The sequence below is a fragment of the Dokdonia genika genome (assembly GCF_042652845.1).
GTDB classification, from domain to species: domain Bacteria; phylum Bacteroidota; class Bacteroidia; order Flavobacteriales; family Flavobacteriaceae; genus Dokdonia; species Dokdonia donghaensis.
This window is the reverse complement of the sequence record NZ_JBHSHB010000012.1, coordinates 237,218-254,822: the sequence shown is the minus strand read 5'-3', so window position 1 is coordinate 254,822 and position 17,605 is coordinate 237,218. Positions and strand designations below refer to the sequence as shown.

The following is a 17,605-nucleotide window of genomic DNA, read 5'->3' as shown; positions in this document are numbered from 1 at the left end:
AAACATCAAGTATGAAAGTCATACAATTTAATAACGAGCGACAACTCATAAAAAAAGCCATTAAAGGCAATAGAGGTGCACAGCGCAAACTCTATGATGAGCACTCGCCTAAAATGCTGAGCATCTGTCGTTGTTATATAAAAGATGTACATCAAGCCGAAGAAGCTATGTGCAACGGTTTCTTAAAAGTATTTACAAAGCTAGACACCTACGGAGGTAACGGGAGTTTTGAAGGGTGGATACGCAAGATTATGGTGCGAGAAAGCATCTCATACCTAAGAGCAATAAAGAAGCTATATTTCTCAGATGATGGTGTGGTAGAAAATAATGATGCTATAAATAACATACAGACAGATCTTGAAGTGGCACATATACAATCACTCATAGACGACCTGCCAGAAGGATATCGAGTCGTATTTGTAATGTATGCAATAGAGGGGTATAAGCATAGAGAAATAGCAAAAGCACTTGGAATTAGTGAGAGCACTTCAAAAAGCCAATTGTTTAAAGCGAGAAAGCAGTTACAAGCAGCGGTAAAAAAAGAATTAATAAATAACGGTACAGATGAACTTAGAGGATAATTTTAAAGATAAGCTAGAGAGACGCCGTCTCGAGCCTACCGCATCTGCCTGGGATCGTATAGAGGGCAAGCTAGATGCTAGTCAGGGCAAGAAAAAAAGTAAAATAGTTTTATGGATGGGTATCGCGGCAAGCTTTATTGCAGGCGTGTTTATCACAGCACTTATTTACAACACGAGTGTGGTAGATGAACAAACACCTTATGTAGAAAATCCACCAGAAGATGTGATAGATGAGATTGCACCAGAACAATCAATTGATATGCCTAGTGAAATCTTACTAACAGATGCAACAACAAATAATGTAGAAGTACAAAAATCTGTTACGTCACCCCAAAACAATACTGCTACAAAGAAGAAAAGAACAAATCCTACTAAAAGTAAGTATCTCCCATACAGCAATGCTAATACTATAAACTCACAAGTAGAAGAAGCTGTAGCCACTTCTATTATGAAAGAGGCAGCGATAAAATCTACTATAAATGCTGTTGTAGATGTAAATCCTGATGAAGTAAAAACAAGCGAAGAGTTGCTAGATGATGAGGTAGAAAACCTACTCAAAGCTGCCCAGCAAAATATTAATAAACAACCAGTGTATCTACAGCCAGAACGAGTGGTAGACGCAAACGAATTACTGCTAGATGTAGAGGCGGAGGTGGATCCAGACTCCTTTAAAGACAGAATGTTCCGCACGCTCAAAAAAGAGTTTAATAGAGCCGTAGAGGCAGTTGCAAATAAAGATAATTAAGAAAATTCATCAATAACGCGCTATCATCGAGCGCACAAAACACAAACTATTATGAACACAATTTTTAAAATTGCCCTAGCGGCAACAGTGGTAATCTTTGCCCAAAACGTAAAAGCGCAAGAAGCGCAACAAGAGGTCTCTCAAAAAATTGTAGACCAAGTATCAACCCTAGAAACTCGAAAAGAGAACGTAAAAGAAAACTGGAAAAGCAATCTCAAACAGAGAATACAGTTTATAAATGCTCAAAGAGAAAAACAAAACATTAGTGCCACCCAGGCAGAACAACAAAAAAAGGATGCCGCACAAGAAGTTGCTCTCAATATAGAAAACGAACTAGCTATTATAGATAATCAAATCGCACTGGTAAAAAGAACCGGACGCATAGAACCTTCAAAACCTACCTCTGTAGAAATAGGTTTTGGTAGTGCAGATGAGAATGGCAATAGAGTATTAGGCATCGCTGTAAATACAAATAAGCCAAAAAAAGTCACCTATGACAGACGTACCTATAGCGAGCTTGTATTTGCCTTTGGTCTCAACAACGGTATTGTAGAAAATGGAGCCGACTTTGGCGATGAGTTCTCCATAGGTAAATCGCGCTTTTTTGAACTAGGTTATGCCTGGAAAACGAGAGTGTTTCAAAACTCTGGCGCGCTTCACCTCAAGTATGGAGTGTCATTGCAAACTAACAAGCTGTTTACAAAACAAAATGAGCGACTCGTAGTCACAGATGGTGTCGCTGCTTATGAGGAGTTCCCACAAGAGTTAGACAAGTCCCAGTTACGTTTCTCAAACCTAGTGGTGCCTGTGCACCTAGAATTTGGCGGGTGGAAAAAGGAGCAAGAAGAAGACTATGTGCGCTACAGGCTGTCTGGTAAATTTAGAATGGGTATAGGAGGTTATGTAGGTGTGCGACTTGGGACACAACAAAAATTGAAGTATAAAATAAATGGAGACCGCATCAAGACAAAAGAGAAGCAAGACTTTGGTGGTGATAACTTTGTGTATGGGGTGAGTAGCTACATAAGACTATCGCAAGACCTTAGCCTGTACGGTAAGTATGACTTGAGCACCGCTTTCAGCACAAGTGACTTAGGTGATGTAAATAATGTCTCTCTAGGCTTACGTTGGGACTGGTAACACATAATGTTTAGCTAGTATTCCGTTTTTGTAAAAGTGTTTTATAACGCTTTCGCGAAAGCGGAATTAAGAAAGAAGGCAGCTCAGATATGTAAAATGTCTGGGCTATTTCTATTTATATGTGATTCTATTTTATAGAAACGCTCTTGTGTATTATATTGAAAACTGTTGTAATTTGAAGTACTTTTGCAGGCTGCCAAAAGTTATTGTAACATAATCACGCCAATCTAGATTTGATATCAAAAGAAACCATAGACAAAGTTTTTGAAACCGCCCGTGTAGAGGAGGTGATAGGTGATTTTGTAAATCTTAAAAAATCTGGATCTAATTTTAAAGGCCTCTCTCCATTTTCTGACGAGCGTACGCCTAGTTTTATGGTGAGTCCTGTGAAGCAAATTTGGAAAGATTTTTCTACTGGTAAAGGAGGCTCGGCGGTTTCATTTTTGATGGAACACGAGCATTTTAGCTATCCAGAAGCGATAAAATACCTAGCCAAAAAATACAACATTGAGGTAGAAGAAACAGAGCGCACAGACGAGCAAAAGGAAGCTGCAAATGAGCGTGAGAGTATGTATCTCGTGAGTGAGTATGCTCGTGATTACTTCCATAAAACGATGCTCAACTCTGAGCAGGGTAAGGCTATAGGTCTTTCATATTTTAAAGAACGCGGTTTTACTGCAGCGACTATTGAAAAATTTCAGCTAGGGTATAATCCAGATCAATGGGATGCTTTTACGAGTGAGGCAATACGTCAGGGTTACAAACTAGATTACTTAGAAAAAACCGGACTCTCTATAGTTAAGGAGGAGAAGCAATTTGACCGTTTTAAAGGGCGTGTGATGTTTCCTATACACTCTATGAGTGGTCGTGTGCTAGGTTTTGGAGGTAGAATATTAGATAGTAGTAAGAAAGCAGCAAAGTATCTCAACTCTCCGGAGAGTGATATTTACCATAAGAGTAAAGTGCTGTATGGTATTTACTATGCAAAACAAGCTATTGCAAAGGAGGATAACTGTTACCTAGTAGAAGGGTATACAGATGTGATACAGATGTTTCAGTCGGGTATTGAGAATGTAGTCTCATCTTCTGGAACGGCACTTACTCCAGAGCAAATACGATTAATAAATAGACTTACTAAAAATATAACGGTTCTTTTTGATGGTGATGCTGCGGGACAGCGCGCAGCACTACGAGGGATTGATTTAATTCTCGAGCAGGGAATGAATGTGAAGGTTTGCTCTTTTCCTGAGGGGGAAGATCCAGACTCATTTTCGCGAAAGCATAGTAAAGAAGAAATCGTCGCCTTTTTTGATGAAAATGCAAAAGACTTTATACAGTACAAAGCAAACCTGCTTGTAGAAGAAGCGGCTGGTGATCCTGTAAAAAAGGCAGATACTGTACGTGATATGGTAGAGAGTATTTCTAAAATACCTGATGCCATAAAGCAAGAAATTTATGTGCAAGAGTGTGCGCGTATAATGGAGGTCTCTGAGACTGTGTTGTATAATACGCTTGCTCAAATACTTAAGAAAGATAAAAAGGAGGCAGCAAAACAAAATAGAGCTAATCAATCTCAACCGCCACCAGAGTATATGTCTGTGGTGCCAGACGAGATGCCTAATGCTGTTGAGAAAGTTAATGTGTTATATGAGCTTGAGCGCAAGCTTATAGAGTCATTGCTTTTATATGGTCAGGTAGAAGAAGATTTTGAAGATCTTGTTCTCAAAGAAAATGAAGATGGCTCACTAGGCCTAGTGCCAGAGGTTCATAAACTTAGGGTTTTTGAAAAAATCTATTTAGACCTTCAAGATGATGAGGTAGAATTTACAAATGACCTTTTTAAGGTCTTGTATGTGAGAATAGTGGAGCAAATGAATCTAAATGATAATTTTCAAATTCAAAACTTTATCAATGAGCTCGCTCCAGAAGAAGCAAGCGAGATTTCTAACATCATTCTTAATGATGAGAAGTATGAGCTACACCGCTGGGATACACGTGAGGTGTACGTGCGTAAAAAAGACACCTCAATAGCTCAGTTTGTATCAGAAACTGTGCTTAGTTTACGTAAATACCTTATCACCCAGAAGATAAAAGAGCTTATGGATAAGACACAAGGAAGCTCTAATAATCAGGAGATTATTAAAGACATTCTTGATTACCAATCGCTCAATACCTTACTAGGTAATAAACTGGGACGAGTGCTGTCGGTCTAGATATGACTACTCTGCAATAAACGTGCGTGCTTTATGAGCTCTGCCACATTTTGTGCTTCTAGTTTTTTGAGTAATCGCATCTTATAAGTACTTACAGTTTTCTCGTTAATATCTAGGTCTGCAGCAATTTCTTTATTGCGCTTACCATTAGATAAGAGGTTGAGAACTTCTATCTCTCTACTTGAGAGTTTTTTATACTTATATGCTAAACCTTGCGTAGCGTTACCGTCATTTACAAGTCGCTGGCTTAAAGCCTCATTAAGGTATATACCACCTTTTTGAACTTGTGTAATGGCGTTTATAATACGCTCTACATCTGCTGTTTTTGCGACATATCCAGAGGCTCCATATTTGATAGCGCTTAGAGCGTACATCTCCTCGGGATGACAGCTTAAAACGAGTATCTTAATATGGGGAAACTCTCTTTTAATGGCTTTTAAAGCAGTTATACTGTTTAGGTTTGGGATATCGATTTCAAGAATGAGGATATCCACCTCGGTTGTGGTCAAGGTGTTCAGGAGGTTATTTCCGTCTTTTACATAGCCTATGATGTCATATTGACCTTCGGCTTGCAGAATAGAGGAAATACCCTTTCGTGTGATCGGGTGATGATCTGCTATTAGTACTTTGTTCATTAGTTATTGTTTAACAAATAATGAAACAAGAAATTGAGGGGTTTACTTGTTTGTTTGCAGCACTAATGTAAGCTTAATTGATAATTTTATTAACTTTTTTGTTAAAAAATTCGCTAAAATGCTATTTATTTAAGATTAACGGGTATTTCACAGACTGGTATTGGGTTCATTTTGTGAAGATTTGCAGTATTCAATTTTTTATAAAGCTTGAACACTCTGTGTTGTTCATCTGTCCAATTGTCAGAAGTGCTGTTATCTTCATCTTGTGTCATAGCCCATTCTAATTGATCATATGTAGCTCCTATTTGGTCTTCGTCTGTGCGGTCATCTCCCCATAATCCATCTGTAGGAGCGGCTTTTTGTATACTCTCTGGCACACCTACTTGTGCAGCACAGGCATACACTTCAGATTTCATTAAATCTGCAATAGGGCTCAAGTCTACACCTCCATCACCATACTTAGTATAAAAACCTACGCCAAAGTCTTCTACCTTGTTACCTGTACCAGCGACAAGGTATTTGTGTAACCCTGCAAAGTAATACAAAGTACTCATACGCAATCTAGCTCTCGTATTTGCTAGGCTTAGATTAAGTTGTTCGCTCATCTCTGCTACGGGTACAGCCTTTTTCATTTGCTCAAAGGTGTCGGTAAGGTTAACCTCCACGTCAGTAACATTTGCAAATCGTTCTTTAAGTTGCTTTATATGCTCTTTTGCGCGGGTAACTTGGCGCTCATCTTGATGTATAGGCATCTCTACGCAAAGTACTCTCAGTCCAGTTTTTGCACATAATGTTGAGGTAAGTGCACTATCTATACCACCACTTATACCCACTACAAAACCATTCATTCTTGCATTTGTTGCATATTCTTTTAGCCAGTTTACAATGTGGTCTACTACTTTTTCAGTTTGCATTTGCGATTATTTTAGAGTGTATAAAATTGGTACTTTTACCTTTGTAAACGCTATACAATACAACTTTTTGTATTACCTGCGTTATGAATTATAAAGATACAAACTCTATGAATAAAATGCTTGTGCTTTTAGTAATGCTAGGTCTAGTAACTGGCTGCGCTGAAATTTCAAAAGAAGAGGCTGCTATAGAAGCTATTGAGTTAGATATGGAGGTGCGACGCTTTGACCAGTTATTTGCAAAGTCTACAATTGATGGGCTAGATAATTTAAAAGGGGAGTTTCCTTATTTGTTCTCAAAAAAGTATCCAGATGAGTACTGGGCGCAGCGCTTTAAAGATACCATCCAGCTAGAAATTAATGAAGAGCTGGCAAAAGCATATCCAGATTTTAGTCAGGAAGAGGAGGGGTTAGAAAATCTATTTCGTCATATAGTTTATTACTTTCCAGAGACTACTGTGCCTAAGGTGGTAACGCTAGCTTCTGAGGTAGATTATAGAAATAAAGTTGTTCTGGCAGATAGTCTTCTTCTTATAGGTCTAGATACCTACCTAGGTACAGACCACCATTTTTATATAGGGATACCTAAATTTCAAAGTAAAAACTTCAGAAAAGAGCAAATAGCAGTAGATGTCGCCGCAGCATTTGCAAATCAAAAAGTAAGTAAGCCACGTACCCAAGATTTTCTTTCAGAAATGATTTATGAGGGTAAGAAACTGTATCTAATGAAAACCTTATTAGGAGAAACACCGCTTCAAGAGGTCTTTGGGTATACAGAAAGTGAGCTCACTTTTGCACAAGAAAACGAGATAAATATCTGGGAGTTCTTTATTAAAAACGAACTGCTTTATGACACAGATAAAAAATTGCTTAGTCGTTTTATAGATCCCGCTCCTTTCTCAAAGTTTTATCTATCCTTTGATAATGAAACGCCTGGGCGCATAGGGAGATTTATAGGTTATGAGATTGTTGCGTCATATATGTCTAAAAATGATATATCTCTTAAAGGGCTATTGAATCAAGATGCAACAACTATCTTTGCAAACGCAAAATATAAACCCTAAGAAATGGCAAAAAACATAAAATCTGATATAAAAATTTCTATTGAGCTTGATGAAAATCGTGTGCCAGAAAAAATGGCGTGGACAGCTCGTGATGGAGGAGTGGCAAATGAGGAGGCAAAAGCGATGCTACTCTCTCTGTGGGATCCTAACCAGAAAGAAACTGTACGTATAGATTTATGGACCAAGGATATGCCAGTAGATGAGATGCAGCAGTTTTTTCATCAAGTGCTTGTAGGGATGACAGACTCTTTTAAACGTGCTACAAATGATGAGAAAATGGCAGATACGATGAAAGATTTTACAGATTACTTTGCAGAGCACCTTAACTTAAAGGAGAAGTAAAAGATATGAGTTTGCTATTTATATACAATGCAAACTCTGGCGCCATAAATGGTATTCTAGATACGGCTCATAAGCTGGTGAGTCCAGAAACTTACCAGTGTGAGCTTTGTGATCTTACCCACGGAGCTTTTACAGAAAAAAAAGAGTGGTTACGCTTTCGCGAAAGCGTAAAAACCCCAATGCAGTTTTTGCATAAAGATGAGTTCTTAAAGCGCTACAAGTCTAAGTGGTTGCCGCAATATGATTTTCCTGTGGTGCTAGCTGCTATAGATAGCGGTCTGGAGGTAGCTATCTCAAAAGAGCGACTTACTGAGTTGAAAACGCCCGAAGCTTTAATTGAAGAAGTGCAAGAGGTGTTGCGTCTTTTTAATTTTTGAGATTGCTGTTTATCTCCTCAATGTAATTTAAAATTTCATCTTGCCCGGTACCATCGCTTGAGCTACTCACAAAGTAGTTAGGAAACTCCCACCATACACCCTCAAGCATAATGCGTTTGTACTCTTCTATATTGCGTTCTAGGGCTTGTGGTCGCAGCTTGTCTGCCTTAGTAAATATGATAGAAAAAGGGATTTCCTTCTCACCCATATACTCCATAAACTCCATATCTATTTTTTGAGGCTCGTGGCGGCAATCTACCAGCACAAATGCAGAGATCATTTGCTCGCGTTGCTCAAAATAGTCGGTGATAAATTTTTGAAAATACTTCTTATCTTTTTTTGATACTCGAGCATAACCATAACCAGGTAAATCTACTAGGTGCCAGTTTTCGTTTATTAAAAAGTGATTAATAAGCTGCGTTTTTCCTGGTCTTCCAGAGGTTTTGGCAAGACTCTTACGGTTAGTAAGCATATTTATAAGTGAAGACTTACCTACATTAGAGCGGCCTATAAAGGCATATTCTGGTATGCGCGTGTTAGGGCATTTTGATACCTCAGAATTACTTACTACAAATGTGGCAGACTTTATTTTCATAATGCAAAAGTAACAATGTAATCCCTCATTAAAGAATTACAATACAATAAAGTGCAAAGCGATTACAGTGTGGAGGTAATTGCAAATAGCTGAGAGGATAAATTTAAACGGTTTAGACTGTAGAGTAGGTTATTAAAAGCCTCTTTCTTTGAGCCACTTAAGTAGTATGTCATTAAACTCGTTAGGTTTTTCCATCATTGCTGCGTGACCACACTCATCTATCCAAAAAAGATCTGAGTCTGGAAGGAGTTTATTAAAATCCTCTGCAACTTCTGGTGGAGTCACACCATCTTGCTTACCCCAGATGATACACGTAGGTGTTTTCATCTCTGGAAGATCTTGCGCCATATTGTGTCGTATCGCACTTTTTGCAATCGCAAGTGTTTTGAGAAGCTTGTTACGGTCATTTACGGTATCATAAACTTCATCTACAATCTCTTTTGTAGCACACTCTGGGTTATAAAAAACACCTTGAGCCTTCTGCTTGATGTACTCATAGTCGCCACGCTTAGGGTAGCTCTCACCCATTGCGCTTTCATAAAGACCAGAGCTTCCTGTGATAACCAGTGCTTTTACGGTCTCTGGAGCCATCTTTGTATGATAAAGGCCCACGTGACCTCCCATAGAATTTCCTAATAATATTACTTCTTTATACCCTTTCATTTTTATAAAATCGTTCAGGTATGAAGCAAAAGATTTTACTCCAGTCTTAAGAAGTGGCATTGTATAAACTGGTAGCTCAGGAATGACCACCTTATACCCATTTTCCGAAAAATGAGAAGTCACCGCATCAAAGTTGCTTAAGCCACCCATTAACCCGTGTAAGATAATAATTGGTGTGCCTTCGCCTTTCTCTAGATAGGTGAAATCTCCTTCAGTAATTAAGTCGTGTGTCATAAATGTGGTTAGTCTTCAATCCAAGCAAATATAGCTATTTCGGTTTTGATTGGTTACCATTTTTTGACTTTGCTTCATAGGGTTTATATCCTGTTATATAGTGTTCATTATGAGAGTTTTTAGTGCGCTTTCGCGAAAGCGTGCCTCAACATATCTAAGATTTTTTTTAGTAAAAGACCTCAATTTAAAGTAATGAACCATTGTTAACAAGTATAGGGTGGTGGTACAACTTATCAACAAAGTGGTAGAATGTGGTAAAAAGTGGTAATATTTGCCCTATATTTGAGTTAATAGATAAAAACTAACCCATCTCGAGTGATTAATCTCATTGGAACATACGAATGTAAAATAGACGCCAAAGGCCGCCTTATGCTGCCTCAAGCGTTTAAAAAGCAGCTGGCACCCATCCTTCAAGATGGTTTTGTGCTTAAGCGTGCTGTGTTTCAAAAGTGTCTTGAGTTGTACCCTATTGCAGAGTGGAATGTGCTAAGCGCAAAAGTGAATAAGCTTAATCGTTTTAATAAAAAGAACGATGAGTTTATACGTCGTTTTAATGCAGGTGTAAAGCCTGTAGAGGTAGATGGTACTGGGAGAATTCTTGTGTCTAAGGATTTGGGAAGTTTTGCAAAGCTTGAGAAGTCTATCGTGGTAAATGCCGCGTTCAATATTCTTGAGATTTGGGATAAAGATTTATATGAAAAAGCCATTGACGAGGCGGCAGTAGACTTTGCAGATCTAGCCGAGGAGGTAATGGGAGATAGCGATATACCAGATGGATTATCATAACCCAGTTTTATTAAAAGAGACCGTAGATGGTCTTGACATAAAGCCAGATGGTGTTTATGTAGATGTCACATTTGGCGGTGGAGGTCACTCTAGAGATATTTTGAGCAGGCTAGGTGAGAATGGTAAGTTGTATGGTTTTGATCAAGATCCAGATGCAGCGCAAAATGTGCCAGATGATAGCAGATTTGTGCTCATACCAGAAAACTTTAGGTTCATAAAGCGCTTCTTGCGTTATCACGGTCATAAAAAGGTAGATGGTATTCTGGGTGATTTTGGTGTGAGTTCGCATCAGTTTGATGTTGCAGAGCGAGGTTTTTCTACGCGTTTTGAAAGTGATCTTGATATGCGTATGAACCAGAAGGATGATCTCTCTGCTTATAACGTAGTTAATGATTATGCAGAGGAGGATCTAAGGCAAGTGTTCTGGCAGTATGGAGAGTTGCGCAATGCACCTAAGCTTGCTAGTGCAATTGTTGTGGCAAGAGGTAATGCACCTATAAAAACAAGCGAGCAACTTAAAAAAGTGCTTGCGGCCTTTTTACCAAAACATAGAGAGCATAAAATACTCGCACAGATTTATCAAGCCATACGTATTGAGGTAAATCAAGAGATAGAGGTTCTTAAGGAGTTTTTGCTCCAGACAGAGCAGCTGCTTGAGCCGGGTGGGAGAATAAGTCTTATAAGTTATCACTCTCTTGAAGATAGACTGGTAAAGCGTTACATACGTAATGGTCTTTTTGAAGGAGAGCCAGAAAAAGATATGTACGGCAATTTTGAAGTGCCGTTTAAAAAAGTAGGCCGATTAATTGTTCCTACCAAAGAAGAAATAAAGAGTAATAACAGAGCTCGTAGTGCAAAGCTTAGAATAGCTGCAAAAGTATAGTGTGTTTATGAGTAAAGTAAATGACATACTTAAGGGTAAGTTTCTTGTAGATGAAGATGCTTTTAAGAACTGGAGAATGATCATTTTTTTATCTGTGCTAGCGCTTATTATGATTGCTAGTTCGCATAGGGCAGATGAGAAGGTACACGAGATAGCAGATCTTAAAGATGAGGTTGCAGAGTTGCGCAGTGAGGCTGTAGACTCTAGAGTAAATCTCTGGAAATTAAAAACAAGTAGTAGTGTCGCAAAGGCGCTTGAGGCAAGAGGGGTAAAACCATCTAATGTACCTCCAAAAAAAATTAAAGTAAAAATAGAAGAAAGAGATTAAAAGTGGCTACATCAGAAAAGAACATATTAAACCGCCTTTATTTCGTCGCTGGATGTATGTTTCTTCTAGCGCTTATTATTGCATATAAACTTGTGGCGATACAGGTATTTCAAGGTGCGGCATATCGAGAGCTTGCTGTTACTAGTACCGAGAAGATGGTTACCATACCAGCTACGCGTGGTAATCTTTATGCAGAGGATGGTAGTCTACTTGCTACGTCTCAAATTAAGTACGATATACGCTGGGATGCACTCGCACCGTCTAAGGATAACTTTAATGAAAACATTGTAGCGCTTTCTAAAGGACTCTCTGAGGTGCTTGGTAAGCCTCAGTCATATTATGAAAATAGACTGCGCAAAGCTCGTAGTACAAAAAACCGCTATTTATTTATTGCCCGTAAGCTAGGTTATGCAGATTATGTAAAAATCAAGTCGTTGCCGTTGTTTAACAAAGGCCAGTTTAGAGGAGGGATCATTGTAGAAGAGCATACAGAGCGTGAGCATCCATTAGAAAAAATGGCAGAGCGCACAGTAGGATACGAGCGTCAAGATGATAGTGGGTATTATACGCGCGTAGGCCTAGAAGGAGCTTATGGTTATTATCTAAGAGGTAAAGAAGGACGCCGTCTTAAGCAAAAGATTGCAAAAGGTGAGTGGAAACCTTTAGGGATAGGTAATGTCGTAGAGCCTCGCGATGGTTATGATGTAATATCTACCATAGATGTAAATATTCAAGATGTTGCACACAATGCCTTGCTTACGAGTCTCGAAAAATACCAAGCAGATCACGGTTGTGTGGTAGTTATGGAAACTAAGACTGGCGAGATTAAAGCCATCTCAAATTTAGGACGTACTAAAGAAGGAAAATATTACGAGCGTCTCAATTATGCGGTAGGTGAGGCACACGAGCCTGGGTCTACTTTTAAATTGATGTCTATGGTGGCTGCGCTAGAAGACAAGGTGATTGACTCAAGTACGGTGTTTGATACAGAAAATGGACGAGTAAAATTTTATGATCGTACAGCTATAGATTCTAAGCGTGGTGGTTATGGTAAAATCACTGCTGCAAAAGCGTTTGAATTGAGTAGTAATACCGCTTTCGCGAAAATGATAAACGATAACTATGCCTCAGATCCAGAAAAGTTTGTAAAACGACTTTTTAATATGGGTCTCAACGATCAGTTAGGTCTAGAGATAAAAGGAGAAGGAAAACCTAATTTTCCGTATCCAGGAGATAAAAACTGGTATGGAACTACGCTGCCTTGGATGGCCTTTGGTTATGGCGTAGAGCTTACTCCATTACAAACACTCACATTTTATAATGCTATTGCAAATGATGGTGAGATGGTAAAACCTCGTTTTATCAAAGAGGTAAAGGAGTGGGATCAAACTATAGAGACTTTTGATAAAGAGGTCATAAACTCACGTATCGCATCTCAAGAAACAATTAACGTTGTTAAGGAGATGATGAAGAAAACAGTAGAGCGTGGTACAGCAAGAAATATCTACAGCAAGGAATTCTCTATGGCTGGCAAGACGGGTACTTGTCAAACAGAATACTGGATAGAAGCGGGCAGATACATATCCTCTTTTGCAGGATACTTTCCTGCAGATGAGCCTAAGTACTCGTGCATTGTAGTAGTTAATAAGCCTAAAAAATCTTTAGGATTTTATGGTAATGTCGTTGCTGCTCCAGTTTTTAAAGAAATTGCTCAAAAAATCTACTCAGACACTCCAGTGATAGATGAGATAGCATTGCCAGCAGATAATGCTTCTAGCATTACAAATGATTTTCAGAAGTATTATGCAAACGTAAATAAGAGTCATAAGACTATTCCAAATGTAAAAGGTATGCCAGGTATGGATGCTGTGGCATTGCTAGAAAACTTAGGATTGAAAGTAAATTTTCGCGGAAGCGGAAAAGTAAAAAGCCAGTCTATTAAGGCTGGTGATAAAATAGAAAAGAATAAAACCATTACGCTGCAATTATCGTGATTTTACTTAAAGACATATTATATAGAGTAACCTTGGAGTCTGTCGTGGGTAATACGGCTATTGCTATCACAGATGTGCATTTTGACTCGCGTAAAGCATCTCTTAATGATGTGTTTGTGGCGATACGTGGTACGCAGAGTGACGGCCACGACTATATAGAAAAAGCGGTGGCGCAAGGAGCACTAGCTATTATTTGTGAGGAGATGCCGGAGCAAATTGTAAATGGTATCACTTATGTGAAAGTAGAAGACACCTCTAGTGCGCTCGCTACAATAGCAAGTAATTACTACGGAAACCCATCTGCAAATCTGAAGCTTATAGGGATTACAGGTACTAATGGTAAGACTACTATCGCCAGCCTGTTATATCAACTTTTTAAGAAGGCTGGATATAAAACTGGGTTATTATCTACTGTGAAGATTATGGTAGATGCAACAGAGCATAAGGCAACGCATACTACACCAGATAGTCTTACTATTAATAAGTATCTCGCAGAGATGAGTGCTGCTGGGGTTGAGTATTGTTTTATGGAGGTGAGCTCTCACGGTATTCACCAAAAGCGTACAGAAGGTTTACATTTTGAAGGAGGGATTTTTACGAATTTATCTCACGACCATCTGGACTACCACGAGACATTTGCAGAGTACAGAGATGTTAAGAAAAAGTTTTTTGACGAGTTGCCTAAAACGGCTTTTGCGCTTGTAAATAACGATGATAAAAATGGACCTGTTATGGTTCAGAATACAAAAGCAAAAAGAGTAACCTACGCTTTAAAATCATATGCAGATTATAGAGCGCAAATCCTAGAAAATCAATTATCGGGATTATTGCTCAAGGTGCAAGATCAAGAAGTTTGGGTAAAGCTTATTGGTTCTTTTAACGCATATAACCTCTTAGCCATTTTTGCAACAGCAGAACTTTTGGGACTAGATCAAATGGAAGCATTACAGCTTTTAAGTGAGCTAGAGAGTGTGTCTGGACGTTTTCAATATTTTATTTCTGAAGGTAATGTGACTGCAATAGTAGATTATGCACATACGCCAGATGCCCTTAAAAATGTGCTAGAAACCATAAATGACATTCGTACTAAAAATGAAGAGCTTATTACGGTTATAGGAGCTGGAGGTGATCGTGATACTACAAAGCGGCCTAAAATGGGCAACATCGCTAGCGCACTCAGTACAAAGGCTATTATCACAAGTGATAACCCGAGGTCAGAAAATCCAGAGGCTATTATTGAGCAAATAGAAGCAGGGGTAGAGCCTATACATTACAAAAGAATTCTGTCTATTACTGATAGAAAACAAGCTATCAAAACTGCTTGCCAACTGGCAAATGCCGGAGACATAATATTAATAGCAGGTAAAGGTCACGAGACCTATCAAGAGATAAATGGAGAGCGTTTTGATTTTGATGATTATAAAATAGTACAAGAAACTCTTAAACAACTTAACAAGTAATGCTGTATCATCTTTTTCAATGGTTAGACGAAGCTTATAACTTGCCAGGTGCAGGCTTGTTTCAGTTCAGTACGTTTAGAGCTGCGCTTGCTGTGTTGCTTTCATTAATACTATCTACGGTATATGGAGAGCGTGTGATTAAGTTTTTGCAACGCAAGCAGATGGGTGAGCAAATACGAGATCTAGGTCTAGAAGGGCAAGCAGAAAAAGCAGGAACACCTACTATGGGAGGACTCATAATTATAGGTGCTACGCTAATACCTGTACTACTTCTAGGTGACTTGCAAAATATTTATATCATTCTTTTAATAGTAACCACTGTGTGGATGGGAATCATAGGTTTCTTAGATGACTATAAAAAGAAAATGCAAAAAAATAAAGACGGTCTAGCTGGTAAGTATAAAGTTATTGGCCAGGTAGGGCTGGGTATCATTGTAGGGGCAACAATGTTCTTTCATAGTGACATTACCATACGTGAAGAAATCAAGCAAACAGCAGGAACAGAGCAGGTAGAAATCACTACACTTAGAGGTAATGATAAGTTTGACGTAGCACATAAGAGTCTCAAGACTACTATTCCTTTTGTAAAGTATAACGAGATAGATTACAGCACGATACTTACTAGTATCAATGAAGACTGGAAAGACTATGCGTGGATCATATTTATCCCTATCGTAATTTTTATAATTACAGCTGTTTCAAACGGAGCAAATCTTACAGATGGTATAGATGGTCTCGCGGCGGGCACGAGCGCTATTATAGTACTTACGCTAGGCATATTTGCCTTTATATCTGGTAACATCATCTTTAGTGATTATCTCAATGTGATGTATATCCCAGGTACGGGAGAGATGCTCATTTTTATAGCAGCCTTTGTGGGTTCTCTCATTGGTTTCTTATGGTATAACGCTTACCCAGCACAAGTGTTTATGGGAGATACTGGTAGTCTCACTATAGGTGGTATTATAGCTGTACTTGCTATTGCTACTAGAAAAGAATGGCTCATTCCTATTTTATGCGGGATTTTCTTAATGGAGAATCTTTCGGTGGTATTACAGGTGGGGTATTTTAAATACACAAAGAAGAAATTTGGTGAAGGTAGACGCATCTTCTTGATGTCACCATTACACCATCATTATCAAAAGAAAGGTATTCACGAGAGTAAGATAGTTTCTCGTTTTTGGATTGTGGGGATATTGCTTGCGGTACTTTCTATCATAACATTAAAAATTAGATAAACACGCTTTCGCGAAAGCGAAGTCAACACTAAACCTGCCAAAGTTAGAGGGTATAAAAAATGAAGAAACGATTAGTCATATTAGGAGCTGGAGAGTCTGGCGTAGGTACTGCCATTTTAGGCAAGGCCAAAGGCTATGACGTGTTCTTATCTGATTTTGGAAAGATAAAGAATCACTACAAAGAGATACTCATTGCTGAGGATTTTGCTTGGGAAGAAGAAGGGCATACAGAAGCACTTATTCTCAATGCAGATGTAGTGATGAAGAGTCCTGGAATACCAGATAAAGCACCTATTGTGCAAAAGCTGATAGAAAAAGGAGTCTCTGTAATATCTGAGATAGAATTTGCTTCTCAATATACAGATGCCACAATTGTGGGGATTACCGGAAGCAATGGGAAAACCACAACCACGATGCTTACTGGGTTTATTCTGGAACAAGCAGGTGTTAATCTAGGTGTTGCGGGAAACATAGGAGACAGCTATGCAAAGATGGTGGCGCAAAAGGAGATTGATACCTATGTGCTTGAAATAAGCAGTTTCCAGTTAGACGGAATTGCAGATTTTGCACCTCATATCGCAGTGGTGCTCAATGTAACACCAGATCACTTAGATAGATACGATTATAAGTTTGAAAATTACATCGCATCAAAATTTAGAATAGCGATGAACCAAAAAGAAACAGATTATCTCATCTATGATGCAGATGATCCCGTGAGTGTAGACTGGCTTAATAAACACCCGGTGCGCTCAAAACTATTGCCCTTTTCACTCACACAAGAATTTGAAAATGGGGCTTTTATAAAAGACAATAACCTAGTAGTACAAATAGATAATAACACCTTTACAATGACCACAAACAATCTCGCTCTTAAAGGGCAACACAACAAGAAAAACGCAATGGCTGCCTCTACGGTAGCAAATTTATTAAACATCCGTAAGGCAACGATACGTGAGAGTTTAGAAGGTTTTCAAGGGGTAGAGCATAGGTTAGAGCAGGTGCTTAAGATTAACAACGTGCAGTATATAAATGACAGTAAGGCGACTAATGTAAACGCTACATTTTATGCACTAGATAGTATGAACGACCCTACGGTATGGATAGTAGGTGGAGTAGATAAGGGTAATGATTATCGTGACTTATACCCCCTTATTAATGAGAAGGTAAAAGCAATTATCTGTCTAGGTGTAGATAATCAAAAACTTATGAGTCATTTTGAAAATATGGTGGATATTATTGTGGAAACACCATCTATGACAGAGGCTGTAAAGATAGCTTACAAGGTGGCAGAGCGTGGTGATAATGTATTACTTTCTCCAGCGTGTGCAAGCTTTGATTTATTTGAAAACTATGAGGATAGAGGTCGCCAGTTTAAGGCTGCCGTACGTAACCTTTAATTCTGATTATACAACCGGC

18 protein-coding genes are annotated in these 17,605 nt (G+C 38.7%); 14 read left to right on the top strand and 4 right to left on the bottom strand.

Features of this window, described 5'->3' with window-relative positions:
- Positions 1-11 precede the first annotated feature (11 nt).
- From ACFO5T_RS08035 to dnaG, 4 genes are all read left to right on the top strand, one after another.
- The gene (locus tag ACFO5T_RS08035; protein WP_380033473.1) at positions 12-581 is read left to right on the top strand and encodes an RNA polymerase sigma factor; all 570 of its coding nucleotides are present in this window, start codon (positions 12-14) and stop codon (positions 579-581) included.
- Positions 565-1,326 carry a hypothetical protein gene (locus tag ACFO5T_RS08030; protein WP_380033471.1) on the top strand — a complete coding sequence of 254 codons (762 nt, stop codon included), beginning with the start codon at positions 565-567 and terminating at the stop codon, positions 1,324-1,326. The genes ACFO5T_RS08035 and ACFO5T_RS08030 overlap by 17 nt, the downstream gene beginning before the upstream one ends.
- Positions 1,327-1,377: 51 nt before the next feature.
- Positions 1,378-2,466: a hypothetical protein gene (locus tag ACFO5T_RS08025; RefSeq protein ID WP_380033469.1), complete on the top strand. Its 1,089-nt coding sequence runs from the start codon at positions 1,378-1,380 to the stop codon at positions 2,464-2,466.
- A 233-nt stretch (positions 2,467-2,699) separates the two neighbouring features.
- Positions 2,700-4,679 (top strand): DNA primase, encoded by a 1,980-nt coding sequence (dnaG, locus tag ACFO5T_RS08020; RefSeq protein WP_380033467.1) that lies wholly within the window; start codon positions 2,700-2,702, stop codon positions 4,677-4,679.
- Here dnaG and ACFO5T_RS08015 read toward each other — a convergent pair.
- The gene (locus tag ACFO5T_RS08015) at positions 4,676-5,314 is read right to left on the bottom strand and encodes a response regulator (protein WP_038599666.1); all 639 of its coding nucleotides are present in this window, start codon (positions 5,312-5,314) and stop codon (positions 4,676-4,678) included. The two genes, dnaG and ACFO5T_RS08015, sit on opposite strands and share 4 nt — an antisense overlap.
- A gap of 125 nt (positions 5,315-5,439) precedes the next feature.
- Positions 5,440-6,228, bottom strand: coding sequence for an NAD(+) synthase (gene nadE / locus ACFO5T_RS08010; protein ID WP_038599668.1), 789 nt, complete (start codon positions 6,226-6,228; stop codon positions 5,440-5,442).
- Positions 6,229-6,311: 83 nt separating this feature from the next.
- On the opposite strand from nadE, the gene gldB reads away from it, so the two are divergent.
- Genes gldB through ACFO5T_RS07995 form a run of 3 tightly spaced genes read left to right on the top strand, consistent with a single transcriptional unit; the run spans position 6,312 to position 8,008 of the window.
- On the top strand, positions 6,312-7,289 hold the full coding sequence (gene gldB / locus ACFO5T_RS08005) for a gliding motility lipoprotein GldB (RefSeq protein ID WP_380033464.1): 978 nt from the start codon (positions 6,312-6,314) through the stop codon (positions 7,287-7,289).
- A 3-nt stretch (positions 7,290-7,292) separates the two neighbouring features.
- Positions 7,293-7,631, top strand: coding sequence for a gliding motility protein GldC (gene gldC / locus ACFO5T_RS08000; RefSeq protein ID WP_035327624.1), 339 nt, complete (start codon positions 7,293-7,295; stop codon positions 7,629-7,631).
- Positions 7,632-7,636: 5 nt separating this feature from the next.
- Positions 7,637-8,008 carry a GTPase gene (locus ACFO5T_RS07995; RefSeq protein ID WP_380033462.1) on the top strand — a complete coding sequence of 124 codons (372 nt, stop codon included), beginning with the start codon at positions 7,637-7,639 and terminating at the stop codon, positions 8,006-8,008.
- Here ACFO5T_RS07995 and yihA read toward each other — a convergent pair.
- Entirely contained in the window at positions 7,998-8,603 is a 606-nt protein-coding gene (gene yihA, locus ACFO5T_RS07990; protein ID WP_038599672.1) for a ribosome biogenesis GTP-binding protein YihA/YsxC, read from the bottom strand. The two genes, ACFO5T_RS07995 and yihA, sit on opposite strands and share 11 nt — an antisense overlap.
- A gap of 132 nt (positions 8,604-8,735) precedes the next feature.
- Positions 8,736-9,500 carry an alpha/beta fold hydrolase gene (locus ACFO5T_RS07985; RefSeq protein WP_380033459.1) on the bottom strand — a complete coding sequence of 255 codons (765 nt, stop codon included), beginning with the start codon at positions 9,498-9,500 and terminating at the stop codon, positions 8,736-8,738.
- Between the two features lie 315 nt (positions 9,501-9,815).
- On the opposite strand from ACFO5T_RS07985, the gene mraZ reads away from it, so the two are divergent.
- The 7 genes from mraZ to murD are packed head-to-tail and all read left to right on the top strand — an operon-like array spanning position 9,816 to position 17,586.
- Positions 9,816-10,286 (top strand): division/cell wall cluster transcriptional repressor MraZ, encoded by a 471-nt coding sequence (gene mraZ / locus ACFO5T_RS07980; RefSeq protein WP_038601257.1) that lies wholly within the window; start codon positions 9,816-9,818, stop codon positions 10,284-10,286.
- Positions 10,273-11,169, top strand: a complete 897-nt coding sequence (gene rsmH / locus ACFO5T_RS07975) for a 16S rRNA (cytosine(1402)-N(4))-methyltransferase RsmH (protein WP_380033457.1) — start codon at positions 10,273-10,275, stop codon at positions 11,167-11,169. The genes mraZ and rsmH overlap by 14 nt, the downstream gene beginning before the upstream one ends.
- Positions 11,170-11,176: 7 nt before the next feature.
- Positions 11,177-11,497, top strand: coding sequence for an FtsL-like putative cell division protein (locus tag ACFO5T_RS07970; protein WP_038599681.1), 321 nt, complete (start codon positions 11,177-11,179; stop codon positions 11,495-11,497).
- Between the two features lie 2 nt (positions 11,498-11,499).
- Positions 11,500-13,491 (top strand): penicillin-binding protein, encoded by a 1,992-nt coding sequence (locus ACFO5T_RS07965; protein ID WP_380033454.1) that lies wholly within the window; start codon positions 11,500-11,502, stop codon positions 13,489-13,491.
- A complete protein-coding gene (locus ACFO5T_RS07960; protein ID WP_380033452.1) occupies positions 13,488-14,951 on the top strand; it encodes a UDP-N-acetylmuramoyl-L-alanyl-D-glutamate--2,6-diaminopimelate ligase in 1,464 nt (487 codons plus the stop codon). Before ACFO5T_RS07965 ends, ACFO5T_RS07960 begins: the two co-directional genes overlap by 4 nt.
- Positions 14,951-16,189, top strand: coding sequence for a phospho-N-acetylmuramoyl-pentapeptide-transferase (gene mraY, locus ACFO5T_RS07955; protein WP_380033450.1), 1,239 nt, complete (start codon positions 14,951-14,953; stop codon positions 16,187-16,189). Before ACFO5T_RS07960 ends, mraY begins: the two co-directional genes overlap by 1 nt.
- A gap of 59 nt (positions 16,190-16,248) precedes the next feature.
- Positions 16,249-17,586, top strand: a complete 1,338-nt coding sequence (gene murD / locus ACFO5T_RS07950; RefSeq protein ID WP_380033448.1) for a UDP-N-acetylmuramoyl-L-alanine--D-glutamate ligase — start codon at positions 16,249-16,251, stop codon at positions 17,584-17,586.
- Positions 17,587-17,605: the final 19 nt, after the last annotated feature.

Coding starts and splice junctions, on each gene's coding strand:
- ACFO5T_RS08035 (WP_380033473.1), top strand. CDS start 12: ATGAAAGTCATACAATTTAATAACGAGCGACAACTCATAAAAAAAGCC.
- ACFO5T_RS08030 (WP_380033471.1), top strand. CDS start 565: ATGAACTTAGAGGATAATTTTAAAGATAAGCTAGAGAGACGCCGTCTC.
- ACFO5T_RS08025 (WP_380033469.1), top strand. CDS start 1,378: ATGAACACAATTTTTAAAATTGCCCTAGCGGCAACAGTGGTAATCTTT.
- ACFO5T_RS08015 (WP_038599666.1), bottom strand. CDS start 5,314: ATGAACAAAGTACTAATAGCAGATCATCACCCGATCACACGAAAGGGT.
- nadE (WP_038599668.1), bottom strand. CDS start 6,228: ATGCAAACTGAAAAAGTAGTAGACCACATTGTAAACTGGCTAAAAGAA.
- gldB (WP_380033464.1), top strand. CDS start 6,312: ATGAATTATAAAGATACAAACTCTATGAATAAAATGCTTGTGCTTTTA.
- gldC (WP_035327624.1), top strand. CDS start 7,293: ATGGCAAAAAACATAAAATCTGATATAAAAATTTCTATTGAGCTTGAT.
- ACFO5T_RS07995 (WP_380033462.1), top strand. CDS start 7,637: ATGAGTTTGCTATTTATATACAATGCAAACTCTGGCGCCATAAATGGT.
- yihA (WP_038599672.1), bottom strand. CDS start 8,603: ATGAAAATAAAGTCTGCCACATTTGTAGTAAGTAATTCTGAGGTATCA.
- ACFO5T_RS07985 (WP_380033459.1), bottom strand. CDS start 9,500: ATGACACACGACTTAATTACTGAAGGAGATTTCACCTATCTAGAGAAA.
- rsmH (WP_380033457.1), top strand. CDS start 10,273: ATGGATTATCATAACCCAGTTTTATTAAAAGAGACCGTAGATGGTCTT.
- ACFO5T_RS07970 (WP_038599681.1), top strand. CDS start 11,177: ATGAGTAAAGTAAATGACATACTTAAGGGTAAGTTTCTTGTAGATGAA.
- mraY (WP_380033450.1), top strand. CDS start 14,951: ATGCTGTATCATCTTTTTCAATGGTTAGACGAAGCTTATAACTTGCCA.
- murD (WP_380033448.1), top strand. CDS start 16,249: ATGAAGAAACGATTAGTCATATTAGGAGCTGGAGAGTCTGGCGTAGGT.